Raw genomic sequence first — 26,239 nt, forward strand, 5'->3', positions numbered from 1 at the left:
AACCACAGGCCACGAGGTGAACACAACATGCTCTACAAACGCAACAACCCCCAACTCAACAAAAACGGCGAGCTGATCCATCTGCTCTCCACCGAAGGCCTGTCCAAGGACATCCTGACCCACATCCTCGACACGGCGCAGGGCTTTGTCAGCGTTCAAGAACGCGAAGTCAAAAAGGTGCCCCTCTTACGCGGCAAGAGCGTGTTCAACCTGTTTTTTGAAAACAGCACCCGCACCCGCACCACCTTCGACATCGCAGCCACACGTCTGTCGGCCGATGTTTACACGCTGGACATTGCCCGCTCGTCTGCTGCCAAGGGCGAATCGCTGCTCGACACCATCGCCAACCTGAGCGCCATGGCCGCCGACATCTTTGTGGTACGCCACAGCGAATCGGGGGCGCCCTACCTAATCGCCCAGCATGTGGCGCCCCATGTGCATGTGGTCAACGCCGGTGACGGGCGCCACGCCCACCCCACGCAAGCGCTGCTGGACATGTACACCATCCGGCACTACAAGAAAGATTTTTCCAACCTCACCGTGGCCATCGTGGGCGATGTGCTGCACTCGCGTGTGGCCCGCTCGGACATCCACGCGCTCACCACGCTCGGCTGCGCCGAAGTGCGTGTGGTCGGCCCCAAAACGCTGGTGCCCGCCGACATGGCCCAGATGGGCGTGCGCGTGTTCAATAACCTCAAAGACGGCATCAAGGGCTGCGACGTGGTCATCATGCTGCGCCTGCAAAATGAGCGCATGAGCGGCGCGCTGCTGCCCTCCAGCCAGGAGTACTTCGAGAGCTTTGGCCTCACGCCCGAAAAACTCCAACTGGCCAAGCCCGATGCCATCGTCATGCACCCGGGGCCGATCAACCGGGGGGTCGAGATCGACTCCGCCGTGGTCGACGGCCAGCAAAGCGTGATCTTGCCGCAGGTGACCTTCGGCATCGCCGTGCGCATGGCGGTGATGAGCATCGTCGCGGGCAACGAGGCATAAGGACAAGAACATGAAGATCCTGATTCAGAACGGCCGCGTCATCGACCCCGCCAGCGGCTTTGACCAGACCGCCGATGTGGCGATCGCAGCCGGTCGCATTGTGGCCATGGGCCAAGCCCCCGCCGACTTCAACCCCAATCGCGTGATCAACGCCAAAGGCTGCATCGTGGCCCCCGGTCTGGTCGACCTGGCGGCGCGCCTGCGCGAGCCCGGGCAGGAACACGCGGGCATGCTCGAGAGCGAGATGGCCGCGGCTGTGGCCGGTGGCGTGACCAGCCTGGTGTGTCCGCCCGACACCGAGCCGGTGCTGGACGAGCCCGGCCTGGTCGAAATGCTGCGCTACCGCGCTGAAAAACTGCACCAGGCCCGCGTGCTGCCGCTGGGCGCGCTCACCGTGGGCCTGAAGGGCGATGTACTGACCGAGATGAGCCAGCTCACGGTTGCAGGCTGCGTGGGCTTCAGCCAGGCCGAGGTGCCGATCCCCAGCACCCAAGTGCTGCAACGCGCGCTGCAATACGCCAGCACCTTTGGCTACGCAGTGTGGCTGCGCCCGCAGGAGTTGCACCTGGGTAAAGGTGTGGCCGCCAGCGGCCCTCTGGCCACGCGCATGGGCTTGTCCGGCGTGTCGGTGGCTGCCGAGACGATCGCTTTGCACACAATTTTTGAATTGGTCCGGTCCACGCAAGCGCGTGTGCACCTGTGCCGCATCAGCAGTGCAGCGGGCGTGGCCCTGTTGCGCCAGGCCAAAGCCGAGGGCTTGCCCGTCACCGCCGATGTGAGCATCAACTCGCTGCACCTGACCGATGCCGACATGGGCTACTTCGACAGCCGTGCGCGCCTGGTGCCCGTGCTGCGCCAGCAGCGCGACCGCGATGCGCTGCGTGCAGGCCTGGCCGACGGCACGCTGGATGTATTGGTGTCCGACCACACCCCGGTCGACGCCGACGCCAAGGCCCTGCCGTTTGCCGAATCCGAGCCAGGTGCCACGGGTCTCGAACTGCTTTGGAGCCTGGCGCTCAAATGGGGCCAGGAATCGGGCGTGGCGTTGCCGCAAGTGCTCTCGCGCATCACATCATCTCCGGCCCGTGTGCTGGGCGCGTCGCTCGGCACCTTGCAAGATTCCATCGGTCAATTGGCCGTGGGCGGTGTGGCCGATGTCTGTGTGCTGTCCGATCAGGACCATTGGCCAGTGACGGCAAATGCGCTACGCAGCCAGGGCAAGAGCACACCGTTTTCGGGCTACGAGTTACCCGGTCGCGTGCTGGCCACGGTAGTGGGTGGGCATGTGGCATTTCAGGCTGCGGCTTGAGTCTGGATCGCCACGTTGCTGCGCTCCTCGCGATGACAGACAAGAAGATGGCCAATCATCCTATCGTCACGGCGAACGCTGCGTGGCCATCCTGTCACATGTATTTGTTAAGGCTACCGCGCATGAGCAATTGCAGCAACTGGACTGCCACGTCGCAAGCTCCTCGCAGTGACGGGGGTCGTCAAGGCATGCTTACATATCATCAGATCGTCAAGGCGAGCGCTGCGCGGCCATCCAGTCACATGTGTTTGTTAAGGAGACCGGGCATGAGCAAGCACAGCAACTGGACTGCCACGTCGCATGCTCCTCGCAGTGACGAGGGTCTTCAAGGCAGGGTTTCGGAGATCAGCACCTCGTCAGGGCGAACGCTGCGTGGCCATCCAGTTACTTGTGTTTGTTCAGGCTACCGGGCATGTGCAAGCGCAGCAACTGGACTGCCACTTCGCAAGCTCCTCGCAGTGACGAGGGTCTTCAAGGCAAGCTCACTTTTCACCAGATCTTCATGGCGAGCTTCCAGTTCACCATATCGTCATTGCGAGCGAAGCGCGGCAATCCATGCCTGAACAGGCGTGCTGTTTGATCAGATCATTTCCATGACAACACTGCGAGCCCTTTGGAAACTTCTGCGTGGCCTGTGGCATGTGCTGGTGGGCATGTGGATGATTTACGTCCGCTTTCCCCAACTGAGCATCGAGCAACGCGAAGCGCGTGTACAAGCCTGGGCACTGCAATTACTGGCGCTGTGGGGCATCCATCTGCGGGTGCTGGGTCAGCCGGTGCTCACAGGTCCGGCGCTGATCGTGGCCAACCACATCTCATGGCTGGACATTTCGGTCATTCACGCGGCGCGGCATTGCCGTTTTGTCTCCAAGTCCGACATACGCGCCTGGCCCCTCGTGGGCACCCTGGCCACAGGTGCAGGCACGCTCTACATTGAGCGCACCAGCCGCAAAGATGCCCTGCGCATGGTCAAGGACATGGCCGATGCCATGAAAGATGGCGATGTGATCGCTGTCTTTCCAGAAGGCACCACCAGTGACGGGCGCGAACTGCTGCCGTTTCACGCCAACCTGATCCAAGCGGCCATCCTGGCCGAGGCCCCGGTGCAGCCGATGTCACTCCAGTTTGTGGATGCCCGCACGGGCGAGCCCAGTTTTGCGCCCTGCTACATCGGTGACGACACCCTGATCGGCTCCATGTGGCGCACCCTCACGGCCCCGCCCATCGTCGCCGTGGTGCATTTTGGCGACCCCCAACACGCCAATGGCCGCGATCGCCGCGCCTGGGCGCACGACCTCAGGCAAACCATCATCCTTTTGCGCGACGCCTGATTGCAAAATTTGCGCCTCACCAAGCGTGCCGACCCGCAGTGATCGGGGCACAAGCCACCGACTTACTTTTCAGGCCCAAGGTTTTTCGCCGGTTGCACACCATACATCCGCATGGCGGAAGCTGTTTGCGAAGCATGGGTCGTTTCGTCGGGATAGAAGCGATAGCTGGGTGCCACGATGGTGGCCACTGACGTGACGCGAATGACCAGCACACTCTGAATGGCAAAACGCTGCCCCACCATGGCCAGCAGTGGCGCGGCCCAGCGGGTGAAAGCGGGGTCATCGGCAAGTACCTCATGCGCTGCGCCCTTGAGCTTGAAGCCCTTTTGCACAAACACATCGACAAAGCTCACACACACCTGCGGCTGCTGCGCGATGTTGCGCGCACTCACGGGCGAAGCGATGTGGGCGACCACCACATGCGCGTCGTCAGCGATGGCCCAAACTTCTTTGGGGGAAACATTGGGTTGACCATCGGCATCCACCGTGGCCAACCAACACAGCACGCTGCGGCGCGCAGCTTCACGGACAGATTCATTCATCATGGACATCAACGCTTCAATAGCCCGGCATGAATCATCGACTTGCCTTGCATGCACGCTCCATCATTTGTGCGAAGCCATCCAATAAGCCACGATGGCATTGGCGTGCCCGTGGCCCATGCCGTGATCGGTCTTGAGCCAAGCCACCATTTCCATGTGTTTCATCCCCTCGCACGATGGGAGAAAATCCAGCCAATGCGTGATGGGCTGACCGTACTTTTTCTCAATGGACGGGAAATACGATGCGGGGCCTTTGGGTTTTTCGGGAGCGATCATGGGGCGTGTGTCCTCGTTCAATTTTGTGCAGCAGCGATTGTCGCCAACGCATCCAACTTCAGTGCCGTCTGAGCAACTTGCTGGAACCGGATACGGACTGTCATGGTTTCACAACTTTAAGGTTTGATTTTTTGCCAAAGCCAGATCCAGCCACATGTGGACTTTGGACCGGTAACCGTTGGCGGTCAAAACGGCCATAGGCTCCACGCCAAAAGTCTCAAAACCCAGACTTTGGTAAAGCTGCTCTGCGGGGGCATTGCCTTGCGTCACCTCCAGCTGAAGAACGCGAAGACCTTGACGCGCCATGCCATGCTCAATAGCTGCACGCATCAGTTTGCGGGCCAGCCCTTGGCCACGAAAATGTTCATGCACAAACATGGCCACGATCAAGCCCTTGTGGCGTGTTTTGGTTTTTGCGGCGTACTCGACTGCCACCGTGCCCACCAGTTCAGCCCCTGCAAAAGCACCCCACACCCAGGTCAGCCCTGAAGGATCAACGATGCGCCCGCGCCACCAACTGTCCGGCTCCAATGCTCGCTCTTGAGGTGTGGAGGTGAATGAATCGGCCGCATGCTAGTAGGCGTGCAGCATCAAGGCCTTGTAGGCCATGGCGTTTGCGGCGGTGAGTGGGCTTATGTGCATGCTGGTGTGCGACCGATCAAGACAAGATTTTCATGGCGCTGCTCACCCAGCACAAAATCTGTTGTTCCCTGCTTTGTGTAGCCTTGGCGCATGTAAAAACCGATGGCTTGCGCATTGTGGGCATTGACCGTCAACCAAAGCGGCATACCTGCCAGATCGAAGGCCTTTTTTTCGGCCACAGACAAAAGCTGTCGCCCCACACCTTGCCTCACAAAATGCGCTTGCACATAAAGCGTCTGAAGTTCCGCCAATGTCGATGCGCTGGTCGGACATGGCACACCCATGTTGAGTACCGCAAAACCAATGAGGTGGACACCCCGCTCTGCCACCCAGATGTGGGCCGAAGCATCGTTTTGGATGGCCAGGTACTTGTCCGGGGTGAGTTCGGACCTCGTGTAGTCGGCTATTCCGGCAGAAATGCCCTCTGTCGCATAGGTGTGAAGCCAAACCTGCGTGGCCAAGACGGCGATGCGGGCAGCATCGTCATGCCGGGCGTTGCGGATGACCATGTCCAAAGGGTCAATCGCAGCAGTGGCCTGTGGGACTGTTTCCATCATTTTGTGTTCAGTCGGAAAAGCGGACCTCGTCCTGCCCCACGGCCGTGACCCTGGGCCCGAAACTGGAGATGTTGGTCAGCGTGGCGTTGTGGTGCGCAATGACCTGCTGAGCACTGATGGCGGCATTGCCAGCCGAGGTGTGTGCGTCGGCCACCAGCACCACCGGATAACCCAAGGCCAAGGCTTTGCGCGTGGTGGTGTCTACACAAAACTCGGTGTGCATGCCGCACACCACCAAGTCCTTGACACCCAAGGCCTGCAACGCTTCATGAAGTCCTGTGCGCAAGAAAGAGTCTGGCGTGGTTTTGCGAATGCGCCGATCATCGGCCTGCACCTGCAAGCCTTTTGCCAATTGCCACTCAGGGCTGCCGTGTTCCAAATAGCCTGCGTTTGACTCGTGTTGAACGAAAAACACCGGCACGCCCGCAACGCGTGCCCGGTGCGTGACCACGTTGATGCGTTCTATGGTGCCGGGACAATCGTGCGCGGCATCAGGGCCTTCGCATAGGCCTTGTTGAACATCGATGACGAGGATGGCGGTGTGCATTCACAGTTCCATTTCTGATAACGTCCGATTGAAGCACGTTACTCAACCTGATGACAAGCAATGCAGAGCTTATTGCCATCGGGATCACAGAAATACGCACCATAGTAATGGGCATGGTATTCGGGCCGTAACCCTGGCTTGCCCTCACAAGTACCGCCACTGGCCAAAGCCAGCGCATGCACTTGATCGACTTGCGGGCGCGAACTGGCCAAGAAGGCGACCATCTGACCATTGCCTGCTTGGTGCGCTTGTTGGTTGAAGGGACGCCCAATCAGAAACAAGGGCCTCGGATCTGGCGATGACTGCCAACCCGCCCAAGGGCGCTCGTCTTCTTGAAAGCGAAACGCAATTCCAAGCGATGCCAGCACGGGTTCATAAAAAGCCATCGCACGTTGAAAGTCACTGACGCCCACCATGATGTGTGAGAACACTAGGCCTCTCCTTGGGTTGGTTTAACGGTTGAAAAAATACCTTTGAGTATTCGCATTGAATGTGTTGTCAACCACGTTGATGTTGACACTTATTCAGGCAGGTGACATGCGGCTTCAATGTTATTACCTTCCAGATCAATCACGAAAGCACCGAAATAATTGGCGTGTTATTCGGGACGCAGACCAGGGGCACCATGGTCTTTCTTTTCTAATCATGCTTTGCAAAGACCCGAGAGGCGAAACCATCCAATTCGCTTAACGGCCTGCCGTAAAGGTGAAGATGAAACGTCGGTCCTTCTCCGACGACCTCTGTTGAGTGAATGGCATCTACCGCAAGAACCATTGACTCACCGGGGCCGACTACTACGCGGTTGATCGGCGCGACGCGGCTACCCGAAACCCTCCGATACAGATCATTGGCCTCATTTCCGCTGACCCCGGCGATAACCGTCCATGTTCCGTGTTCGTGGGGCGGACTTGTGACGCCCTGACCATCCGACACCAGATACAGCGACGGGGCACCCGCGAGAACGGCCAACTCGTAGAGGAGTTCCTCGCTCGGAGTCGCAGCGCGCCAAGATGTCGCCCTCCAGTGCGGCGATCGCGCAAGGCGCTGAAGCACAGCGGCAACCTCCTCCAGCACGTTTTCGCCGCTTCGCTGCGTTAACGAGCGGATCGTAGACATCGCCGCGATCGAATCGCGCAGCGCTTCCGAAGAAGAAGTCACCATGTCTGCCTAACGTGATGTAGACCGCAAAACTCGGTGGATACATCCGGGCACAGTCGATACATTTTTCGATGAATTGCCAGCAAGCCGCTTGCGCCTTGGCTTACAGACTCACATGCTGCAATCTCAGACAGGAATAAATTTGCCATGAAACCCGATGCCCCTTCCTTGCAATCCACCCGCTTGCTCGATTGGTTGCTCGCGTGGATTCGATGACTTCACTATAGCCTCAAAATCGAAAAAATGACCTCTAATGGTTTCGTTTTTATCCATGCTGGCCAATGAGCGCAAGTTATCCACCTCCACTCACAAGCAAGCACTCCGTGCATTGCTGTTTTTGTACCGCCAGGTGTCGGGCGTTGATTTACCCTGGATCAACAACAAGCATTCGCCGCGAGGGCGCGGCTCCTACAGGAGGCAATGAATCACGCCGTCACGATCCACCCCTCCAGCGGATCACACGGCGGCAAACCGTATTGCGGATGCCCCGCCTCGTGCTGCTGCTGCGCCCAGGCCGCTTGCATCAGGCACAAGGTGGCGTCGAGGGCGTCGCCGCTCGCGTCATCGGCGAGACGCCCCATCAGCGCGTTGCTGGCCACCAGGCGCAGGCCCAAGCGGGTTTGGCCGCGTTCCAGTGCGCTCAGCAGTTCGCGCCTGGCCAGCAAGCGCTCAGGCGTTTGTTTGGCTTTGTCGTCGCTTTTGTAGCTTTGGTTGCCCAGCACCTCACGGGCCAGCAGGCCGGGGTAGGCTTCCAGCGCCACGCGGCGCACGTCGCCTGCGTGCAGGCCGGGCAATTGCACACCTGCTTGCCGCAACAGGGGCACGCCTGCGTGCAGCATGTAGGCCACGGGCGGGTTGACCCATTTCATGGACGGGCTGGAGCCCGCAGGCCGGTCGGCAGCACGGTGGGCGAACTTGCCGCCTACTGGGCGGGCATTGCAAAACGCAGCAAACTGTTCGCGGATGTCGCTGCGTTCCAAGGCGCAATAGTGGTCCATGCAGGCGGCCCAGTCGGTGGGCCAGCCCAGGGTTTCGACCAGCTCACGCGGCAAACCAAAAGGCAAGTCAAAACCACCCACCCATTCAGCGGGCTGAGCCAGCCAGTCGCCAAACGAGTTCAACGTTTCAAAAGTCTGCAAGGCTTGCAGCTGCACCCTGCCCTGCCGGGCCTGGCCCAGCGCCAGCACGATGGGTTTGCGTTTGCTGGGGCTGCTGGAGAAGTCGCAGCCGATCAATGACACTGTGTTCATCTCACCACCCCAAAGCCATGACGCCTGCGGCGATCAGCACGGCCCCGGCAATGCGCGGCCCCCGGTCTTTTTCGCCCAGCAAATGGCCGCCCAGCAAGGCGGCAAACAGCATGGATACCTCCCGCGCCGGGGCCACATGCGACAGCGGTGCCACCTGCAGGGCATAAAGCACCAACACATAAGACACAGGGCTGAAGATGCCGACGATCAAGGCGTAACGCCTTTGCTGCAGCCACAGCGCCCACACGGCCGGGCGGTCGCGCAGCAAAGTGGGCGTCAAAAAAACCAGCCGCACCAGGTTGCCAAAGTAATCCACCAAAATGGGCGACATCAGCGCCACCTTGACGGCATAGCCATCGACCACGGTGTAGCTGGCGATGAACAGGCCCGTGACGCCGCCATAAAAAATGCCGGTCCGCACACGCGCTTGCTGCTGCGGGTCTTGCGCGGCCTGCCAAAGGCCCGGGCCACCCGCAATCAAAAACACGCCACCCACCACCCCCAGGATGCCGAGGAGACCCAACGAAGAAATTTGCTCGCCCAGGAAAAAAATCGCCACCATGGACGATAAGAGTGGCCCCGAGCCCCGCGCCAGCGGGTAGACCACCGTCAGGTCGGCCTTGCGGTAGCCGCGCAACAAGACAATGAAGTAAACGATGTGCAGCAAGGCACTGGCCAGCACCAGGCCCCATTCCAGCAGACCCCAAGTGGGCACTTGTTGCCAGCCCATCCACAGGCCCAAAGGGGCCCAAAACAGCATCAAGACCACCGAGGTGAAGGCCACAAAGCGCACGTCACCGCCAGCCTTTTTGGCGGCGATGTTCCAGCTGGCATGGATCAGCCCGGCCAGAACAACCAGAGCAAGCGCACTCAGGGGCATATGTCAAAGGGTCTTGATAGGGGGCTGAACAGAATCACAGAATCGCCTCGCACCACCAGATCTCTGCGTACCTCACGGCACATGGCTCGCGATGACCACTGGCCTGTCATTCCGAGTAATAACTGGCCTGTCATTCCGAGGAACCGCTGATCTGTCATTGCGAGGAGCTTGCGACGCGGCAATCCAGTTGGAGCGCTCGCAACGGGCTTTTCCGCCAGATCGACCGCAGCAGCTGGATTGCCGCGCTTCGCTCGCAATGACGGGGAGTGGGAGCGCAATGACGGGGAGTGGGAGCGCAATGACAGGGGACGGTGGCGCAATGGCCAAGAGCGCAATTGCAAGGCCTCGTGGTTAACGGCTCGTGATGCCCACTGACATGTCATTGCGAAGAACCACTGATTTGTCATTGCGAGGAGCTTGCGACGCGGCAATCCAGTAGGAGCGCTCGAAACGGGCTTTTCCGCCAGATCGACCGCAGCAGCTGGATTGCCGCGCTTCGCTCGCAATGACGGGGAGTGGGAGCGCATTGACAGGGGACGGTGGCGCAATGACCAAGAGCGCAATTGCAAGGCCTCGTGGTTAACGGCTCGTGATGCCCACTGACATGTCATTGCGAAGAACCACTGATTTGTCATTGCGAGGAGCTTGCGACGCGGCAATCCAGTAGGAGCGCTCGCAACGGGCTTTTCCGCCAGATCGACCGAAGCAGCTGGATTGCCGCGCTTCGCTCGCAATGACGGGGTGAGGGAGCGCAATGACGGGAAGTGGAGGCGCAATGAAGAGGGGTGGAATCGTCGTGACGGGTGAAGGATCGCAGGGCAATAAGGGGTTTATGCCCGGCCAATGATGGACGCCGTGGCCATCAGCTCTTCGAGCAAGGCCAAAGACACTTTGCCCGACACGTTGTACGGGTCGAGCTCGGCGCGCTCGGAATACTTGAGCAAGATGTTGGTGTTGACGCGGGACGCATCGACCTGGCCCATGGTCCAACCACCGAAGCGGCGCTCGGAAATTTCTTCGTAGTGCAGCAGCACGACATCCTTGTGGCGGGCGTCTTTCTGGATGTGCCCATACAGGTCGCTCACGGCGTTGCGCCCGCCTTCGATGGCTTGCAAAAAGATGCCGCCGCCATAGCAAAGGATGCCCGTGATGCCGCTGGTCGGGTTGAACTGGCGCGACTGGGTCAGGATGGCGTCGATGGTTTCAGGGCGGGTATCCACCGCACGGCTGGCATAAAGCAGGCGTACCAACATGATCAGTTCCTTCCAGGAATCAAAGATAAAAATTCACGGCGCAGGTTCGGGTCCTTGAGGAAGGCACCGCGCATGACCGAGTTGATCATCTTGCTGTCCATGTCCTTCACGCCGCGCCAGCCCATGCAGTAGTGGCTCGCTTCCATAACGATGGCCAGGCCGTCGGGCTGGGTTTTGCGCTGGATCAGGTCGGCCAGCTGCACCACGGCTTCTTCCTGAATTTGGGGGCGGCCCATGATCCATTCGGCCAGGCGGGCGTATTTGGACAGGCCAATCACGTTGGTGTGCTCATTGGGCATGACGCCGATCCAGATCTTGCCGATCACGGGGCAAAAGTGGTGGCTGCAAGCGCTGCGCACGGTGATGGGGCCGACGATCATCAACTCGTTCAGGTGCTCGGCGTTGGGGAATTCTGTGATCTCGGGGCCTTCAATATAGCGGCCCTTGAACACTTCCTTGAGGTACATTTTGGCCACTCGGCGGGCGGTGTCGCCCGTGTTGTGGTCGTTCACGGTGTCGATCACCAGACTGTCGAGCACGCCTGCCATCTTGCCCGTGACTTCGTCGAGCAGCTTGTCCAACTCGCCGGGCTCAATGAACTCGGCGATGTTGTCGTTGGCATGGAAGCGTTTGCGGGCGGCGTTGATGCGCTCGCGGATCTTGATGGAAACGGGAACGCCATCGTCTTCGGGCGTGGCAGCAGAAGCAGTCATGGCGTCTGGGGCTTTGTTTAACATGGGGATGATCGTAACAGCGATTAACCGCCCCCCCATTCAACGGGGGGATCGTCCTGCAGCCGCTCAGTAACGGTTACCGGTCAGAAACAAGGCCAGGCGCATGAGGCCAAAAGCGATGCGGTCGCGCCCGCGCTGATGCCAGGGTCTTTGCGTGTAAACCTCGGTCAACACGGGCGTACTTTGGTTATCGATGGCATGGGTCAGCCGTTGATGCAGCTTTTGGGCAAAACCCTTGTCCACCACCACCACGTTGGCCTCACGCGCCAACAACAAACTCAAGGGGTCGAGATTGGATGAGCCCACCGTGGCCCAGGGGTGCTCGTTGTCTGCGTCCATCACGGCCACCTTGGCGTGCAAAAAACTGGCGTGGTATTCATGAATTTCAACCCCGGCGGCCAGCAGTTCGCCATACACAGGCCTGGCCGCATGGTATTGCATGAAATACTCGTAGCGCCCCTGCAGCAACAATCTGACCCGAACTCCCCGCTGGGCCGCATGGATCAAGGCTTTGCGCAGACGGCGTCCAGGCAAAAAGTAGGCATTGGCAATGATGATGTCATGCCGAGCGGCGCCAATGGCCTTGAGGTAAGCCCGTTCGATCTGGCTGCGATACAACACGTTGTCGCGCAAAAGCAAACCCGCCTTGGACACGGTGTGGGCGCGATCATGGGTACTCAGGTCAGCAGCTGAGTCCTGCGTCCAAGGCAAATGCAGGCCCGCTGCGCGAAACGAGCTGATGGCCTCGGGAAACTGCTGCTGGCGCACATGACGCACCCCTTGCATGCGCCACCACAGCTGGGTCATGGTTTCCAGCATGGGCTGCACCAAAGCCCCACGGGCACGCACCGCAAAGTCAAACCGGGGATGGGCCAGCGTACCGTGCTGCGGGTCGAACCAATCGTCCAAAATGTTGATGCCGCCACAAAATGCCAATTGGCCATCGACCACGCACAGCTTGCGGTGCAAACGCCGCCACCGGCTGGGAATGAGCAGACCCAAGGTACCCAAAGGCGAGTAGGTGCGCCAAACCACCCCGGCTTTCTCAAAGCGTTGACGCCATGGCGCAGGCAAACTCGGCGTGCCCACCCCATCCACCACCACCCACACACGCACCCCGCGCAGTGCTGCACGCTCCAGAGCCTCGGCCACCATGGATGCGGCGCCGTGAAAGTTAAAAATATAGGTTTCCATGTGCACCTGCGAGTGCGCCTGGTCCAGCGCCACCACCAGCGCCTCGAAATAGGCCTGCCCACCTTCGATCAACTGGATCTGGTGACCGTCGCGCAAAAGAGGACTGTGGCGCATGGGCTAGGCGTCCCAGGCGTATTCGGCCAGCAAAGGCAAGTGGTCCGACATGCGCGGCCAGATGCGCCCCGAAGGCACCATGGCGCCCAACGGCCGCAGTCCCCTCGCATACACATGGTCCAGTTGATTGAGCGGCAGACGCGAGGGATAGGTGGGTGTGGGCCGCTCGCGCCACTCGGTAAAGCCCGCCCCGGCCATGCGCCGCCCCAAACCCGTGCCCCAGTCGTTGAAATCACCCGCCACCAGCACCGGTGCCGACTGCGGAATATGACGCTCGATGTAGTTCAGCAAAAGCGCCACCTGCCGCAAGCGGCTGGCAGGCACCAGGCCCAGGTGCACCACCACCACATGCACGATGCGCTGCGTGACCTGCACTTCGGTGTGCAAAAAACCGCGCTGCTCAAAGCGATGGTCGGAAATATCCTGGTGCTGGTGTGACAACACAGGCCAGCGAGACAGCATGGCATTGCCATGCTCGCCATGGCGCGTGACGGCGTTGGTGCGATAAACCGCTTCATAGCCCTCAGGTGCCAGATAGTCGGCCTGAGGCTGGACAGGCCAGTGGGCAAAGTAGCGCTCTTCGCGCCGGTTCATGCGCCGCACCTCTTGCAGACAGACGATGTCGGCATCGAGTTGCTCCACCGCATGGCCGATGTTGTGAATTTCCAGCCGCCGCGCAGGCCCCAGGCCCTGCACGCCTTTGTGGATGTTCCAGGTCGCTACCCGCAAGACCGCGTGTTGATCAAACACTGGCGGCATGCTGCAAAAAGCGGGGCAGCATCAGGATGGCTTCCGCGTTTGAGGGAGAAAAACACATGTCTGCAGCCTCATGTCAAGGCAGCCATTGCCACTCGGTGTGCTCAGCGGGGCTCAAGGTCACGGGCGTGCCCTGCGGCACCCGAAGGCCAAACACGCGCTCGGTGTTGCGGCTGACATCGGGGGCATATCGCCAGCGCCAGGCAGGGTAAATGTCATAGACGTTTTCCAGTTGCCAGTCCAGCAGTTCACAGGTGGGATGATGGGCATCGATGCCGGTTTCCTCCGGCACCTCGCGCCGGGCCGTCTCGCGCCAGTCTTCCGCATCAAAGTCTTTGCTGCCCGTGACAGATTGCCAAGTGCCCACATCGGTGCGGCGAATCAAAAGCACATCGCGCGCAGGGGTGTGAATCACCACCAGCACGGATTCGGGAATTTTGTAAATGCGAGATGCAGCGTCCATGGCTTCATTCTAGGACGCTGCGTTCAGATCTCCGGGCTGTCACCTCACAAAGGCACAGACAGTCAGATCCCGCTCATGCATCTTTCAGTGTGTCTGTGCCGAAACCCATCATGTCGGACTCTGCGAGTGCCGACCTACAAAGTGTTCAAGGCCCAAAATTGTTGTAGCTCGGTGGTCGAAGACCCAGACATGGGCCTGTGCCTGAGGCTGAAAACTTCGGACTCTGCGAGTACCGACCTACGATGTGTCAAAGGCTCAAAAATCTTGTAGGTCGGCGGTCGAAGACCCCGACAGGGGCCTGTGCCTCAGGCTGAAAACGTCGGACTCTGCGAGTGCCGACCTACGAAGTGCCAAAGGCTCAAAAATCTTGTAGGTCGGCGGTCGAAGACCCCGACATGGGCCTGTGCCTCAGGCTGAAATCGTCGGACTCTGCGAGTGCCGACCTACGATGTGTCAAAGACTCCAAATCTTGTAGGTCGGCGGTCGAAGACCCCGACATGGGCCTGTGCCTCAGGCTGAAAATGTCGGACTCTGCGAGTGCCGACCTGCGATGTGTCAAAGGCTCAAAAATCTTGTAGGTCGGCGGTCGAAGACCCCGACATCAGCCTGCGCCTCAGGCTGAAAACGTCGGACTCTGCGAGTGCCGACCTGCGATGTGTCAATGGCTCAAAATTGTTGTTGGTCGGCGGTCAAAGACCCCGACATGGGCCTGTGCCTGAGGCTGAAAATGTCGGACTCTGCGAGTGCCGACCTGCGAAGTGCCAAAGGCTCAAAAATCTTGTAGGTCGGCGGTCGAAGACCCCGACATGGGCCTGTGCCTGAGGCTGAAAACGTCGGACTCTGCGAGTGCCGACCTACGATGTGTCAAAGGCTCAAAAATCTTGTAGGTCGGCGGTCGAAGACCCCGACATGGGCCTGTGCCTGAGGCTGAAAACGTCGGACTCTGCGAGTGCCGACCTACGATGTGTCAAAGGCTCAAAAATCTTGTAGGTCGGCGGTCGAAGACCCCGACATGGGCCTGTGCCTGAGGCTGAAAACGTCGGACTCTGCGAGTGCCGACCTACGAGATGAGAAAACGTCGGACTCTGCGAGTACCGACCTACGCGATGACATTTCTCACACATTTCAAACTTCAGCGTGCCGGATCAATCCGATGACGCACAAGCAGGCTCACCAGGTCGTCACCCGCCAGGGTCTGTTGTCTGCTGCACACCACAAACGCTAACATCTGCGCCATGCCCAAGCACACACTCTTGAACCCCGCTCACGCGACCGCGCTGCAGATCACCGACCTGTCTGGCGGCCCTGGCCCATCGCCCCTGTTTCATGCACTGAGTCTGAATGTGCCCGCAGGCGTCACTGCCGTGACCGGCGACGAAGGCACTGGCAAAACCAGCTTGCTGCGTTTGCTGGCCACCGATTTATCCCCCATCAGTGGGCGGCTTGCTACAGCCAGTGCGGCATGGCCAGATCAAGCGAGCGTTTACCGGCAGCAGGTTTTTTGGGCTGACCTGAAATCCCCCGAACACGACGACACCCTCGTACAGGCGCGCTGGGACGCATTGCGCCCCAGTTACCCGCATTGGAACGATGCGCTGCTGCAAGGACTGGTGCAAGCGCTGGACTTGACGCCACACCTGCACAAACGGCTGAACATGCTGTCTACGGGCAGCCGCCGCAAAGTCATGATCGCCGCCGCACTGGCCTCGGGCGCCACGGTGACTTTGCTGGACCAGCCCTTTGTCTCGCTGGATGTGGCGTCCATCCGCATCATCAAGGGCTTCCTGAACGAAGCCGCCACCCAGCCCAGCCGCGCCTGGATCGTGGCGGACTACGAAGCCCCCAGCGATGTCACGCTGACCAGCGTGCTGGACTTGTGAACCGGGTCAGGAGGCGAAGACCACGACAGTGGCTGGCACACCCGCCAGCGTTCAGCGGCCAGTCCAGACGGGGGGGCGTTTGTCGTTGAAGGCGGCCAGGCCTTCGCGGGCGTCTTCGGTCATGGCCAGAAGGGCGATCTGGCTTTCGGTGTAGGCAATGGCCTGGTCAAAAGACATGGCTTCAATGGCGCGCATGGCGTATTTGCCGCGCCGGATGGCGGTGGGGGACTTGTTCACGATGCGCTCGATCAGCCACTGGGTTTTGGCGTCCAGCTCTGCACTGGGCACCACATAATTGACCAGCCCCGCCTGCAGTGCCTCTTGCGCAGAAAAGGGCTCGCCGGTGAGGGCCCATTCGCGCACGGTGCGCGGTGCCACCAAGTCTTTGAGCAAGCTCATGACCTGCATGGGGAAAACGCCCACCTTGACCTCTGGCAAGCCAAACAGCGCATGGTCGGCTGCAATGGCGAAATCGGTCATGCAGGCCAGGCCCATGCCTCCGGCCATGCAGGTGCCGTTGATGCGGGCAATCAGGGGCAAGGTGGCGTTTTGCGCCTCGCGCAGCAAATCGGCATAGGCCGAATTGGGCTTGGACAGGTCAAAGTTAAAGCCCTTGCCGGGCTGCAAGTCGCCACCGGCGCAAAAGGCTTTATCGCCAGCCCCGGTCAAGACCACAGCGCGCACTTCGGGGTCGGTGTGCGCCAGACGCAGGCCATCGCGCAGGCCCTGAACCACTTCGGCATTGATGGCGTTGCGCTTGTCCGGGCGGTTGATGGTGATCCAGAAGGTGCGGCCTCTGACCTCGTGCAATACGGCTGCTGATTCGTTCATGGTGTGACTCCTTATTCAGTCTTGACAGCGGGGGCAACTAAGTCCGGCTCGATTTCGACCACCACACGGCCCGCTTGAACCTGCTCGCCCGTGGCCACAGGCAAGGCCACCACCGTGCCCGAGGCGGGCGCGGCGTGCACATGCTCCATCTTCATGGCTTCGAGCGTGACCAGGGGCTGCTTGGCCTGCACGCGCTCGCCCACCGTCACCAGCACGGCCACCACGCGGCCATTCATGCTGGCGCGCACTTTGCCATCGCCACCAGCTTCGCCCTGGCGCGCACTGGGCTGGCGCGTGCGGTCGACCACCTGATAGGGGTGCCCGGCGTGCAGCAGCCACAGGCTGTGCGCATCGCGTTCAAAAGCGACATGCTGCATGACGCGGTCCAAAATGAAGCGTGCCTCATGTGCGCCCAGCGACACCACGTCGAGGGTGTGCAGGGCATCGCCCACCCGCACATCCAAACGCTGCGACCCCGTTTGTGCCACGCTGGCCTGAATTTCCTGACCGTCGATGGCCAGGCGCATGCCCATGGGCAGGGCGTGGGTCAGGCGCTGGTCACTGTCGCCGTGCACACTCAAGCCCTGCGCGGCCTGGCCCTGCAGGCTGCGGCCTGCGGTCTGGTGCAGCAAGCCAGCGGCCACGGCCACGGCTTTGCCCTGCGCGGCCGCATCCACTTCGAGCAAGACCGCTTCATTTTGGGCAATGAAGGCCGTGGTGGCCTGGCCCGCTGCAAACTCGGGGTGGGCCAGGCATCGGCCCAAAAAGGCCTGGTTCGTGGTCACCCCCAGCGCCACCAGATCGTGCAGGGCATGCATGAGCTTGCGGCGGGCCTCTTCACGCGTTTTGCCGTGCGCAATCAGCTTGGCCACCATCGAGTCGTAATAAGGCGGGATCACAGCGCCCGAATGCAGCGCATGCTCCACGCGCACGCCCGCAGGCAACTGCCAGCGGCTCATGGTGCCGCTTTGCGGCATGAAGCCCCGGGGCACATCTTCGGCGCACAGGCGCACCTCGATGGCGTGCCCTTCAAAACCCACTTCGGCTTGCGTCAGCGGCAAGGCCTCGCCCGCCGCCACACGCAGCTGCCAGGCCACCAGGTCCAGCCCCGTGATGGCCTCGGTCACCGGGTGCTCCACCTGCAGCCGGGTGTTCATCTCCATGAAGTAGTAGTGCCCGTCCTGATCGAGCAAAAATTCCAGCGTGCCCGCGCCCTCGTAGCCAATGGCCTTCACGGCGGCCACTGCCGTGGCCCCCATGCGTTCGCGCAAGGCGGCGTCCACCGCCGGGGACGGCGCTTCTTCCACCAGTTTTTGGTGGCGTCGCTGCACCGAACAATCGCGCTCGCCCAGGTGGATGGCGTTGCCGTGGCGGTCGGCAAAGACCTGGATTTCAATGTGGCGCGGCTGCACAATGGCCCGCTCCAGGATCACGGTGGCATCGCCAAAGGCGTTGAGCGCTTCGGACTGGGCGCTGCGCAAATGCTCGGCAAAGTCCTGCGCCTGCGTGACCAAACGCATGCCGCGCCCGCCGCCGCCTGCCGTGGCCTTGATCATCACCGGGTAACCCAGTTGCGCGGCCTGCTCGGCCAGGTGCTGCGCACTTTGGTCAGCCCCTTGGTAGCCCTCAATGCAGGGCACACCGGCCGCCAACATGAGCCGCTTGGCGCCCGCCTTGTCGCCCATGGCCCGGATGGCTTCGGGCGAGGGGCCAATGAAGACCAGCCCGGCCTCGCGGCAAGCGGCTGCAAAGTCCTCGTTTTCAGCCAAAAAACCATAGCCGGGGTGTATGGCATCGGCCCCGCACAGCCGGGCCGCTTCGATGATGGCCGGGATGTTCAGGTACGACTGCGCGGGCAAAGGCTCGCCAATGCACACCGCCTCGTCGGCCGCCTGCACATGGCTGGCCTGGGCGTCGGCCGTGGAATACACCGCCACCGTGCGGTAACCCAGCGCTCGCGCCGAGCGCATCACCCGCAGCGCAATCTCGCCCCGGTTGGCAACGAGAACCTTGTGAAAGGGTGTGAAAGGTGGCGTGTCTGGTGACATGGTGTGCATTCGTTGAAAAAGAGGGCGTAAATGGGCCAGGCCATCAAGGACGGACCGTCAAAGACCAGCCATCAAGGACGGGCCACAGAGAACTGCATTTTTTGCGGCTCACGGGCTTCGGCTTCGCGGCAAACGGCCAGCACTTTGGACAAGACGGCGCGGGTGTCGCGGGGGTCGATGACGCCGTCGTCCAGCAGCAAGGCGCTGGTGGTGAACACGCTCATCTGGCTGTCAAAGCGCTCGACGATGCGGCGGCTCATTTCGTCGAGCTTGGCTTCGTCCACCTCGCCTTTGCGGCGCATGCCCGCTTCGGTCACGATGCGCATGGTGCCTGCGGCCTGCTCTCCGCCCATGACGGCGGTCTTGGCATTGGGCCAGCTGAAGCAAAAGCGCGGATGGAACCCCCGGCCACACATGCCGTAATTGCCCGCCCCGAACGAGGCACCGCAATACAGGGTGATTTGCGGCACCGTGGCATTGGTCACGGCCTGGATCATCTTGGAGCCGTGCTTGATGATGCCCGCCTCTTCGTAAGCGCGGCCCACCATGAAGCCGGTGGTGTTGTTCAGGTAAATGATGGGCGTGCGTGACTGGCAGCAAGCCTGGATGAAGTGGGTGGCCTTGGTGGCACCGGCCGGGTCGATCGGGCCGTTGTTGGTGATCACGCCCACCGGCCAGCCTTCGATCTTGAAATGCCCACACACCGTGGCGCTGCCGTAGTTTTCGCCAAACTCCAGAAACTCAGAATCATCAGCAATGCGGGCAATCACCTGGCGCATGTCCACAGGCCGTTTGTGGTCTGCGGGCATGATGCCCAGCAGTTCCTCGGCGTCGTAGCGCGGCGGCTTGAAGCGGCGCGGTGCCTCCACCGGCATGCCCCGGTGCCAGTCGATCTGCCCCATGATTTCGCGGGCAATGCGCAGGCCATCGCGGTCGTCTTCGGCCAGGTAGTCGCCCAGGCCCGAGATGCTGGTGTGCATGACAGCGCCACCCAACTCCTCTTCAGTGGCGACCTCGCCCGTGGCCGCTTTGAGCAGCGGCGGCCCGGCCAAAAAGGCCCGCGAGCGACCACGCACCAGGATGATGTAGTCCGACAAGCCCGTCTGGTACGCCCCACCGGCGGTGGACGAGCCATGGGTCACCGTGACCACGGGCAGCCCGGCCGCAGACATGCGCGCCAGGTTGCGAAAGGAATTGCCGCCGCGCACAAAATCTTCGACCCGGTACGTCATCAGGTTGGCTCCGGCGCTTTCAACCAGTTGCACATAAGGCAGCTTGTTGTCCAGGGCGATTTCCTGCACCCGCAGCAATTTGTCCAGGCCCATGGGCTGCAAGGCACCGGCGTCAATGCCCGAGTCGGACGCCAGCACCATGCAGCGGATGCCGCTGACAAAACCGATGCCCGCAATCACCCCGCCCCCCGGCACACTGCGAGCCAAATCGGGCGTGTCCAGGCCCAGACCGGCCAGGGTCGACAGCTCCAGAAAAGGTGCCCCCGGGTCCAGCAGCAGGGCCAGCCGTTCACGCGGCAAAAGCTGCTGGCGCTTTTCAAAACGCTCACGCGAGGCGGCCGATTTGGTGTGTGTGCGCTGCTCATAAGCGCGCACCTGCGCCAGCAGCGCCAGCATCTGCTCGCGGTTGGCCACAAAGGCAGGACTGCTGACGGAGACGGTGGACTCAATGTGTGCCATGTCGAAAACTTTCACCAATCGGAAACATCAAAATGTGCGGACCACTCGCGGTGGTGCGCCTGGGAAACAAGCATAGTGAATGGGGCATCACGACTCTTGCGAGAACTGGCTGATACGCCACTTCTGGATCAGTTGCGCAGGCTGGTAACTGAGCTTGGTGCGCCGAAAATTGGCCAGCCCCATGTCTTGCTCGAAGTTGAGCCATTGCACAGGCCCCGGCGCTGTCAGGGCAAAGTGGTGAAACATGTACTGGGCCATGCCCTTGCAGTTCACCAAGGCCTTGGCAAAGCGCACCACCACCACGCCCGGCTGCACGGTTTCGGCCAGTAAAAAACCGGCGGGCTGCGCGTCAGCCCAGTACACAAAACCGCTCAAGCCCAGCTGCGACGCCAGCGCCAGCGCTTCGCGGCAGGGCAGATCATCGGCCGCGCCTGCGGCTTTGCCTTTGTCACCCAGCCAGCCTTGCAAGACCTGCAGGGCATCGCCTTGCAGCGCCAGGGTGTAGGGCTGCGCCGTCACGCAGTGCAGGGCCTGCAACTGGGCCATCAGGTTGCGCTTTTTTTGCAGCAGTCGCCCGGGGTAGCGGCGAAACTGCTCGGCACTGTAGAGGTAGTCGGCATCGTCACGCTGCGTCTCGATGCGGTAGCGCGCCGGGTCGAAGTGCCCCGCCTCGCGCGCGCTCAAGGGATACAGGCAGGCAAAGCGGGCCAGCAAGGCATCGACCACCTCGGCGCTCGCTTCGCGCACATCAAACAAGGGCAAGGCATGGCGCTGGCCGTCGTAGCTCTGGCCGCTGATGCAGGGCCAGGGACCGGCGTGGTAACGGTAGTCGTGGGGCCGTCTGAACAGCCAGAGATTGCTGTAAGACAGATCAGCCAGGGCGTGCTCACCCAAGCCTGCCAGCCGCTGTGCCAAGCGGGGTGCCAGCGCAGGCGCCAGATCCAGCGCCAGCGCCTGGCCTGGCAGGCACAGGCCGCCCAGGGGATCAGCGGCTTTGGCCACGCACCCCTCGCGCGGGACCGTCGGCCGGGGGACCGGCAAAACATTGGGCAATCAGGGTCCATTGCTCGGCCCCTGCCCCCGCCCAACGCAAGGCGGTGTCGTCCCGGTGACGCCGCTGCGTCACGAGCAATGCCAGGTCCATGGCAGGCCCGGTCACCCAGTCGGTCGCAGAAGGATCACCCCAGGTCCAGTGGCTGCCATCGGGTGCCACCACATCCACATGCGGCGCAGGCTGGGGCACCGGCAAGCCCCGGTTGACAAAGGTCCAGCCGTAGGTGCCCACCCCCAGATGCAGGATGTGGCGCAGCCCCGGGCTCGCCCCGCGTGTGCGGCCCAGCGCATCCCAGATGTCCTGGCCGTGGGCCCAGGTTTCCATCAGGCGTGCCGTGGCAAAGGATCGAGCGCTCATGTCGGGGCCATACCAGGGCAGTCGCGCCTTGGGGTCCAGCGGCGCCAGTGCCGCCACCAGCGCTTCGTGGCGCTGGCGCCACAGGGCCAGCAAAGCAGGCCCCGACAGATGGCCGAAATGTTCACGGGCCACCCCACTGATCGGGTCACCCCGCAGCATCAGCCGGACCAGCTTGGGCATGTCCTTGGCAAATTGGCCCTGATCGGTGACCGCTTGCAGCGCGGTTTCATCGAAATACGCCAGATGGGCAATTTCGTCCCAAGGCGTCCAGTCATAAAAGTCGGTGCGCATTTGCCACTGCGCGGGGGTCAGGGTTTCGCACAGATCGGCCAGTGCGCGGTATTCACCCAGCAGGTCTTCAGAGCTTGATTGCATGGGGGTCCTTGGCCTCAAATGCCCAGCTGCCGGGCAGCCAGGTCTTTCATGATTTCTTCCGAGCCGCCGCCGATCATCATGACCTTGACCTCGCGGTAAATGCGCTCGCTGCGGGTGCCGCGCATGAAGCCCATGCCGCCCAGAATTTGCACCGCTTGGTCGGCGCAAAACTGCATGGCCTGGGTAGACAAAATTTTGGCCATGCAGGTGCGAGCCACCAGATGAGCGGAGTCACCATGGTGGTGCTCCACCTGCCAGGCCAGCTCGTACACCAGGCTGCGGGCCGCCTCGATCTTCATGGCCATGTCCACCAGTTTGTGGCGAATCACCTGACGCTGCGACAGCGGCTGGCCAAAGGTCTGGCGTTCACGCGCCCAATCGGTGGCTTCTTGCAGGCACACCTGGGCAAACATGCAGGCCTGCGCCGACATGCCCAGGCGTTCGCCATTGAAGTTGTTCATGAACACCTTGAAGCCCTGGTTTTCCACGCCCAGCAGATGCGCCACCGGCACACGCACATTGTCAAAACGCAGCTGCGCCGTGTCCGAAGACCACCAACCCATCTTCTTCAAGGGCGTGCGCGTCAAACCTGGCGAATCGGCCTCGATCATCAAGGCCGAAACGCCGCCCGCACCTTGGTTGGCCGGGTCGGTGCGTACCGCCACCGTGAAATAGTCAGCCCGCATTCCCGAGGTGATGAAGACTTTTTCACCGTTGACCACATAGTGGTCACCCTCAAGCACGGCCGTGGTTTTGAGCGCGGCCACGTCCGAGCCACCGCCCGGTTCGGTCACCGCCAGCGCGGCGATTTTTTCACCCGACAGCACGGCAGGCACGATGCGCTGCTGCAAAGCCTGGCTGCCATAGCGGGCAATCGGGGGCAGGCTAATCGTGTGCGAGAGCAGCGAAGCCGACACGCCACCGCTGCCCGAACGCGCCATTTCTTCGGCCGTGATGATGTGGAAAAAGAGATCGGCCGGGGTGCCGCCCAGGGCTTCGGGGTAGCCAATACCCAGCACCCCCAGGCGGGCAATGCGCTGGTACAAATCACGCGGAAAAGTCTCGGCTTCGTCCCATGCGTGGACATGGGGCGTGATTTCGCGGCTCACAAAATCACGCAGCGAGGCGCGAAATTCTTCGTGTTCTGCCGAAAAGTAATGGGGCAATGAAGGTGTGTCCAGCATGGCTTGGGCGTGATGAGTTGAAAACAGGTGCAGCATAAACACGGGTGGCTGAACGTCTTGTGCGAACTGGTTGCTCCCTGTGCTTGTCATGGTCCGAGGCCACCTTGCACCCAGCCCGCCCCCTTTACTGTCGCCAGGGTGCCAGCATGTCCCTCGTAGGTCGGCGGCTTCAGCCCCGACATGCGGCCTACTCCGAAGCGGGCATTGTCGGAGCTGAAGCACCGTAAGCGCAGCGACGTGGTGGACATCGTTTCCGTCATTGCGAGGAGCTTGCGACGCGGCAATCCAGCTACAACGCTTGTTCACACACTGGATCGCAGCGCTTCGCTCGCGATGACGAATGGCCGTCATTGCGAGGAGCTTGCGACGCGGTAATCCAGCTACAACGCTTGTTCACACACTGGATCGCCGCGCTTCGCTCACGATGACGAATGGCCGTCATTGCGAGGAGCTTGCGACGCGGCAATCCAGCTGCGGCGCTTGTCCACACACTGGATCGCCACGCTTCGCTCGCGATGACGAATGGCCGTCATTGCGAGGAGCTTGCGACGCGGCAATCCAGCTGCGGCGCTTGACCACACCAGAGGCGTTGTTGCAAGTCCAGCACTCGCTGGAGTCCGACTATTGCGCCAGCCAGTCCACACAAGCCAGACCCTGCAAGCTGCTGCTAACCTAGCGCCCAAGCCTGCACGTGCAGGCGCTTGACCGACGGGATTGACCATGACACAAAGCACATCGCACACGCGCAAAACTGTCCGCATTGGGGGCGCTTCGGGTTTTTGGGGCGACAGCATGGTGGGCGCGCCCCAGTTGGTGAATTCGGGCCTGATCGACTACCTGGTGTTTGACTACCTGGCCGAAACCACCATGGCCATCCTGGCTGCGGTGCGCGCCAAGAAACCCGAGATGGGCTATGCCACCGATTTTGTGGACATCGCCATGAAATCGGTCCTGCCCGAGGTGATGCGGCGCGGCATCAAGGTGGCGGCCAACGCAGGCGGCATGAATCCGCAAGGCTGCGCCAACGCGCTGCAAGCCCTGGCGCAAAGCATGGGGCTGAGCCCGAAGATTGCCGTGGTCGAAGGCGACGACATCAGCGCTCTGCTGCCTGCATTGCGTGACGTGGGCACACGCGACATGTTCCGGGATGAGCCGCTGCCAGGCACACTGCTGTCGGCCAATGCCTATCTGGGTGCCATGCCGGTGGCGCGTGCGCTGGCCGCCGGGGCCGACATCGTGATCACCGGGCGCGGGGTGGACAGCGCCGTCACCCTCGGCCCCCTGATTCATGAATTTGGCTGGACGGCCACCGACTACGACGCGCTGGCGGGCGGCAGCCTGGCGGGCCACATCATCGAATGCGGCTGCCAGGCCACGGGCGGCTTGCACACCGACTGGCAAGACGTGCCAGACTGGCCGCACATCGGCTACCCCATCATTGACTGCCAGGCCGACGGCAGTTTTGAGCTGAGCAAAGCCCCCGGCACGGGCGGCATCATCTTGCGCGCCGCCGTGACCGAGCAGCTGCTTTATGAAATCGGCGACCCCAGCGCCTACCTCTTGCCCGATGTGTGCTGCGATTTTCGCCAGGTCAAGATCGAACAACTGAGCGCCGAGCGTGTGCGCGTCAGTGGCGCACAAGGCCGCCCGCCCAGCGCGCAGTACAAGGTCTCGGCCACCGCCATGGACGGTTACCGCTGTACCGGCAGCATGGTGATCATCGGCATCGATGCCGCTGCCAAAGCCCAGCGCACGGGTCAGGCCATTTTGGCGCGCAGCCGCGAACTGCTCAGTCAGATGGGCCTGCCCGATTTCAGCCGCGCAGTGGTCGAATTGCTGGGAGCCGAAACCCTGTACGGCCCCCATGCTCGTGCGGGCGCGGCGCGTGAAGTCATGCTGCGCGTGGTGGTGAACCACCCGATGAAACAGGCGCTCGACATCTTCGCCCGCGAAATTGCGCCATCTGGCACCTCTTGGTCACCGGGCACCACCGGCCCGGGCGCGGGGCGTCCCTCGGCCTCGCCGCACATCCAACCCTTGGCCTTTCTGGTTGACAAATCCCGCGTGCCTGTCCAGGTGCGCATGGGCGATCAGGTTTGGTCTGTCCCTGAGGCGCCGGTGGCGACACCGCGCCCGGCCCCCGTGCTGCCCCTTCCGGTGCCGTGGGTGGACCCTGAAGAAGATCAGATCGAAGTTCCCCTGATTCGGCTCGCCTGGGCACGCAGTGGCGACAAAGGCGACATCTCCAACATTGGCTTGATTGCACGGCGCCCCGAGTGGCTGCCGCTCTTGTGGGCGCGGGTGACGCCCGAAGTCGTCAAGGCGTATTTCGCACACCTGGTGCACGGGCCGGTGGAGCGTTTTCACTTGCCCGGCATCGACGCCATGAACTTGCTGCTGCACGAAGCCCTGGACGGCGGCGGCCCCGCATCCAGCCGCAACGACCCTTTAGGCAAAGGCATGGGCCAGATGCTGCTGGATTTGAAGGTGCGCGTGCCACGTTCGATGATCGGGATGATGTAGTTGCCCCAGACCTACAAAAGCGTGCCCCCGTAGCTCGGCACTCGAAGAGTCCGACATTTGTCCGCTTCGGCACAGGCCCTATGTCGGGGCTAAAGCCGCAGACCTACCAATGCATCCCCGTAGCTCGGCACTCGAAGAGTCCGACGTTTTTCCGCCCGGCACAGGCCCATGTCGGGGTCTTCGACCGCCGACCTACCCATGCAGCCCCGTAGGTCGGCACTCGAAGAGTCCGACGTTTTTCCGCTTCGGCACAGGCCCATGTCGGGGCTAAAGCCGCCGACCTACCCATGCAGCCCC

At 61.6% G+C, this 26,239-nt stretch carries 25 protein-coding genes and 2 pseudogenes; 6 read left to right on the forward strand and 21 right to left on the reverse strand.

Annotated elements, in window-relative coordinates; genetic code table 11:
• Positions 1–27: 27 nt before the first annotated feature.
• The 3 genes from H663_RS32875 to H663_RS32885 all read left to right on the forward strand — a co-directional run bounded on the left by H663_RS32875 (position 28) and on the right by H663_RS32885 (position 3,633).
• Positions 28–993, forward strand: coding sequence for an aspartate carbamoyltransferase catalytic subunit (locus H663_RS32875; RefSeq protein ID WP_053171915.1), 966 nt, complete (start codon positions 28–30; stop codon positions 991–993).
• A 10-nt stretch (positions 994–1,003) separates the two neighbouring features.
• Complete coding sequence (locus H663_RS32880) at positions 1,004–2,302, forward strand: dihydroorotase (RefSeq protein ID WP_053171913.1); 1,299 nt, start codon at positions 1,004–1,006, stop codon at positions 2,300–2,302.
• A gap of 593 nt (positions 2,303–2,895) precedes the next feature.
• Positions 2,896–3,633 carry a lysophospholipid acyltransferase family protein gene (locus tag H663_RS32885; RefSeq protein ID WP_053171911.1) on the forward strand — a complete coding sequence of 246 codons (738 nt, stop codon included), beginning with the start codon at positions 2,896–2,898 and terminating at the stop codon, positions 3,631–3,633.
• Positions 3,634–3,695: 62 nt separating this feature from the next.
• Here the strand turns inward: H663_RS32885 and H663_RS32890 are convergent, their stop codons facing one another.
• The 8 genes and pseudogenes from H663_RS32890 to H663_RS32920 all read right to left on the reverse strand — a co-directional run bounded on the left by H663_RS32890 (position 3,696) and on the right by H663_RS32920 (position 7,358).
• Positions 3,696–4,175 (reverse strand): pyridoxamine 5'-phosphate oxidase family protein, encoded by a 480-nt coding sequence (locus H663_RS32890; RefSeq protein WP_240620523.1) that lies wholly within the window; start codon positions 4,173–4,175, stop codon positions 3,696–3,698.
• Between the two features lie 63 nt (positions 4,176–4,238).
• Positions 4,239–4,451 carry a DUF4287 domain-containing protein gene (locus H663_RS32895; RefSeq protein WP_053171907.1) on the reverse strand — a complete coding sequence of 71 codons (213 nt, stop codon included), beginning with the start codon at positions 4,449–4,451 and terminating at the stop codon, positions 4,239–4,241.
• 108 nt (positions 4,452–4,559) lie between these two features.
• On the reverse strand, positions 4,560–4,982 hold the full coding sequence (locus H663_RS32900; RefSeq protein WP_053171904.1) for a GNAT family N-acetyltransferase: 423 nt from the start codon (positions 4,980–4,982) through the stop codon (positions 4,560–4,562).
• Between the two features lie 101 nt (positions 4,983–5,083).
• Positions 5,084–5,647, reverse strand: coding sequence for a GNAT family N-acetyltransferase (locus tag H663_RS32905; RefSeq protein WP_165803914.1), 564 nt, complete (start codon positions 5,645–5,647; stop codon positions 5,084–5,086).
• A gap of 10 nt (positions 5,648–5,657) precedes the next feature.
• Positions 5,658–6,197, reverse strand: coding sequence for a cysteine hydrolase family protein (locus H663_RS32910; protein ID WP_053171900.1), 540 nt, complete (start codon positions 6,195–6,197; stop codon positions 5,658–5,660).
• Positions 6,198–6,235: 38 nt separating this feature from the next.
• Positions 6,236–6,628, reverse strand: coding sequence for a VOC family protein (locus H663_RS32915; RefSeq protein WP_053171898.1), 393 nt, complete (start codon positions 6,626–6,628; stop codon positions 6,236–6,238).
• An 89-nt stretch (positions 6,629–6,717) separates the two neighbouring features.
• A pseudogene (locus tag H663_RS42225) lies at positions 6,718–6,831 on the reverse strand (VOC family protein); the annotation flags it as partial.
• 5 nt (positions 6,832–6,836) lie between these two features.
• Positions 6,837–7,358 (reverse strand): cysteine dioxygenase family protein, encoded by a 522-nt coding sequence (locus tag H663_RS32920; protein WP_053171896.1) that lies wholly within the window; start codon positions 7,356–7,358, stop codon positions 6,837–6,839.
• Between the two features lie 268 nt (positions 7,359–7,626).
• Here H663_RS32920 and H663_RS42060 point away from each other — a divergent pair, with 268 nt between their 5' ends.
• On the forward strand, positions 7,627–7,779 hold the full coding sequence (locus H663_RS42060; RefSeq protein WP_240620526.1) for a phage integrase N-terminal SAM-like domain-containing protein: 153 nt from the start codon (positions 7,627–7,629) through the stop codon (positions 7,777–7,779).
• Position 7,780: 1 nt separating this feature from the next.
• Here H663_RS42060 and H663_RS32930 read toward each other — a convergent pair whose 3' ends face one another.
• The 7 genes and pseudogenes from H663_RS32930 to nudB all read right to left on the reverse strand — a co-directional run bounded on the left by H663_RS32930 (position 7,781) and on the right by nudB (position 13,999).
• The gene (locus H663_RS32930; protein WP_053171894.1) at positions 7,781–8,605 is read right to left on the reverse strand and encodes a DUF429 domain-containing protein; all 825 of its coding nucleotides are present in this window, start codon (positions 8,603–8,605) and stop codon (positions 7,781–7,783) included.
• A gap of 1 nt (position 8,606) precedes the next feature.
• Entirely contained in the window at positions 8,607–9,485 is an 879-nt protein-coding gene (locus H663_RS32935; RefSeq protein WP_053171891.1) for a DMT family transporter, read from the reverse strand.
• Positions 9,486–10,315: 830 nt separating this feature from the next.
• Positions 10,316–10,738, reverse strand: a complete 423-nt coding sequence (locus H663_RS32940; protein WP_053171889.1) for a BLUF domain-containing protein — start codon at positions 10,736–10,738, stop codon at positions 10,316–10,318.
• Between the two features lie 2 nt (positions 10,739–10,740).
• Positions 10,741–11,451 (reverse strand): GTP cyclohydrolase I, encoded by a 711-nt coding sequence (folE, locus tag H663_RS32945; protein WP_240620524.1) that lies wholly within the window; start codon positions 11,449–11,451, stop codon positions 10,741–10,743.
• Positions 11,452–11,538: 87 nt separating this feature from the next.
• Positions 11,539–12,780, reverse strand: coding sequence for a cardiolipin synthase ClsB (gene clsB / locus H663_RS32950; protein ID WP_053171885.1), 1,242 nt, complete (start codon positions 12,778–12,780; stop codon positions 11,539–11,541).
• Between the two features lie 3 nt (positions 12,781–12,783).
• On the reverse strand, positions 12,784–13,539 hold the full coding sequence (locus H663_RS32955) for an endonuclease/exonuclease/phosphatase family protein (RefSeq protein ID WP_053171883.1): 756 nt from the start codon (positions 13,537–13,539) through the stop codon (positions 12,784–12,786).
• Positions 13,523–13,999, reverse strand: a pseudogene (nudB, locus tag H663_RS32960) (dihydroneopterin triphosphate diphosphatase). Before nudB ends, H663_RS32955 begins: the two are co-directional and overlap by 17 nt.
• Before the next feature lie 1,235 nt (positions 14,000–15,234).
• On the opposite strand from nudB, the gene H663_RS32965 reads away from it, so the two are divergent.
• Positions 15,235–15,879 carry an ABC transporter ATP-binding protein gene (locus H663_RS32965; protein WP_116695871.1) on the forward strand — a complete coding sequence of 215 codons (645 nt, stop codon included), beginning with the start codon at positions 15,235–15,237 and terminating at the stop codon, positions 15,877–15,879.
• Between the two features lie 51 nt (positions 15,880–15,930).
• Here H663_RS32965 and H663_RS32970 read toward each other — a convergent pair whose 3' ends face one another.
• The 6 genes from H663_RS32970 to H663_RS32995 all read right to left on the reverse strand — a co-directional run bounded on the left by H663_RS32970 (position 15,931) and on the right by H663_RS32995 (position 23,419).
• Positions 15,931–16,710 carry an enoyl-CoA hydratase/isomerase family protein gene (locus H663_RS32970; RefSeq protein WP_053171881.1) on the reverse strand — a complete coding sequence of 260 codons (780 nt, stop codon included), beginning with the start codon at positions 16,708–16,710 and terminating at the stop codon, positions 15,931–15,933.
• Between the two features lie 11 nt (positions 16,711–16,721).
• Complete coding sequence (locus tag H663_RS32975; protein WP_116695876.1) at positions 16,722–18,758, reverse strand: acetyl-CoA carboxylase biotin carboxylase subunit; 2,037 nt, start codon at positions 18,756–18,758, stop codon at positions 16,722–16,724.
• 71 nt (positions 18,759–18,829) lie between these two features.
• Entirely contained in the window at positions 18,830–20,449 is a 1,620-nt protein-coding gene (locus tag H663_RS32980) for an acyl-CoA carboxylase subunit beta (RefSeq protein ID WP_053172169.1), read from the reverse strand.
• Positions 20,450–20,536: 87 nt separating this feature from the next.
• A complete protein-coding gene (locus H663_RS32985; RefSeq protein WP_053171876.1) occupies positions 20,537–21,451 on the reverse strand; it encodes a phosphatidylglycerol lysyltransferase domain-containing protein in 915 nt (304 codons plus the stop codon).
• Positions 21,435–22,235 (reverse strand): TIGR03084 family metal-binding protein, encoded by an 801-nt coding sequence (locus tag H663_RS32990; protein WP_053171874.1) that lies wholly within the window; start codon positions 22,233–22,235, stop codon positions 21,435–21,437. The genes H663_RS32985 and H663_RS32990 overlap by 17 nt, the downstream gene beginning before the upstream one ends.
• A 14-nt stretch (positions 22,236–22,249) precedes the next feature.
• A complete protein-coding gene (locus H663_RS32995; protein ID WP_053171872.1) occupies positions 22,250–23,419 on the reverse strand; it encodes an acyl-CoA dehydrogenase family protein in 1,170 nt (389 codons plus the stop codon).
• Between the two features lie 720 nt (positions 23,420–24,139).
• On the opposite strand from H663_RS32995, the gene H663_RS33000 reads away from it, so the two are divergent.
• The gene (locus H663_RS33000) at positions 24,140–25,942 is read left to right on the forward strand and encodes an acyclic terpene utilization AtuA family protein (protein WP_053171870.1); all 1,803 of its coding nucleotides are present in this window, start codon (positions 24,140–24,142) and stop codon (positions 25,940–25,942) included.
• Positions 25,943–26,239: the final 297 nt, after the last annotated feature.

It is taken from the genome of Limnohabitans planktonicus II-D5 (assembly GCF_001270065.2).
In the GTDB taxonomy this organism is placed as follows: domain Bacteria; phylum Pseudomonadota; class Gammaproteobacteria; order Burkholderiales; family Burkholderiaceae_C; genus Limnohabitans_A; species Limnohabitans_A planktonicus.

What these genes read in the sequence shown, in the direction of transcription:
- H663_RS32875 (WP_053171915.1), top strand. Translation starts at nt 28, where the DNA reads ATGCTCTACAAACGCAACAACCCCCAACTCAACAAAAACGGCGAGCTG.
- H663_RS32880 (WP_053171913.1), top strand. Translation starts at nt 1,004, where the DNA reads ATGAAGATCCTGATTCAGAACGGCCGCGTCATCGACCCCGCCAGCGGC.
- H663_RS32885 (WP_053171911.1), top strand. Translation starts at nt 2,896, where the DNA reads ATGACAACACTGCGAGCCCTTTGGAAACTTCTGCGTGGCCTGTGGCAT.
- H663_RS32890 (WP_240620523.1), bottom strand. Translation starts at nt 4,175, where the DNA reads ATGAATGAATCTGTCCGTGAAGCTGCGCGCCGCAGCGTGCTGTGTTGG.
- H663_RS32895 (WP_053171907.1), bottom strand. Translation starts at nt 4,451, where the DNA reads ATGATCGCTCCCGAAAAACCCAAAGGCCCCGCATCGTATTTCCCGTCC.
- H663_RS32905 (WP_165803914.1), bottom strand. Translation starts at nt 5,647, where the DNA reads ATGGAAACAGTCCCACAGGCCACTGCTGCGATTGACCCTTTGGACATG.
- H663_RS32910 (WP_053171900.1), bottom strand. Translation starts at nt 6,197, where the DNA reads ATGCACACCGCCATCCTCGTCATCGATGTTCAACAAGGCCTATGCGAA.
- H663_RS32920 (WP_053171896.1), bottom strand. Translation starts at nt 7,358, where the DNA reads ATGGTGACTTCTTCTTCGGAAGCGCTGCGCGATTCGATCGCGGCGATG.
- H663_RS42060 (WP_240620526.1), top strand. Translation starts at nt 7,627, where the DNA reads ATGCTGGCCAATGAGCGCAAGTTATCCACCTCCACTCACAAGCAAGCA.
- H663_RS32930 (WP_053171894.1), bottom strand. Translation starts at nt 8,605, where the DNA reads ATGAACACAGTGTCATTGATCGGCTGCGACTTCTCCAGCAGCCCCAGC.
- H663_RS32935 (WP_053171891.1), bottom strand. Translation starts at nt 9,485, where the DNA reads ATGCCCCTGAGTGCGCTTGCTCTGGTTGTTCTGGCCGGGCTGATCCAT.
- H663_RS32940 (WP_053171889.1), bottom strand. Translation starts at nt 10,738, where the DNA reads ATGTTGGTACGCCTGCTTTATGCCAGCCGTGCGGTGGATACCCGCCCT.
- folE (WP_240620524.1), bottom strand. Translation starts at nt 11,451, where the DNA reads ATGACTGCTTCTGCTGCCACGCCCGAAGACGATGGCGTTCCCGTTTCC.
- clsB (WP_053171885.1), bottom strand. Translation starts at nt 12,780, where the DNA reads ATGCGCCACAGTCCTCTTTTGCGCGACGGTCACCAGATCCAGTTGATC.
- H663_RS32955 (WP_053171883.1), bottom strand. Translation starts at nt 13,539, where the DNA reads ATGCCGCCAGTGTTTGATCAACACGCGGTCTTGCGGGTAGCGACCTGG.
- H663_RS32965 (WP_116695871.1), top strand. Translation starts at nt 15,235, where the DNA reads ATGCCCAAGCACACACTCTTGAACCCCGCTCACGCGACCGCGCTGCAG.
- H663_RS32970 (WP_053171881.1), bottom strand. Translation starts at nt 16,710, where the DNA reads ATGAACGAATCAGCAGCCGTATTGCACGAGGTCAGAGGCCGCACCTTC.
- H663_RS32975 (WP_116695876.1), bottom strand. Translation starts at nt 18,758, where the DNA reads ATGTCACCAGACACGCCACCTTTCACACCCTTTCACAAGGTTCTCGTT.
- H663_RS32980 (WP_053172169.1), bottom strand. Translation starts at nt 20,449, where the DNA reads ATGGCACACATTGAGTCCACCGTCTCCGTCAGCAGTCCTGCCTTTGTG.
- H663_RS32990 (WP_053171874.1), bottom strand. Translation starts at nt 22,235, where the DNA reads ATGCAATCAAGCTCTGAAGACCTGCTGGGTGAATACCGCGCACTGGCC.
- H663_RS32995 (WP_053171872.1), bottom strand. Translation starts at nt 23,419, where the DNA reads ATGCTGGACACACCTTCATTGCCCCATTACTTTTCGGCAGAACACGAA.
- H663_RS33000 (WP_053171870.1), top strand. Translation starts at nt 24,140, where the DNA reads ATGACACAAAGCACATCGCACACGCGCAAAACTGTCCGCATTGGGGGC.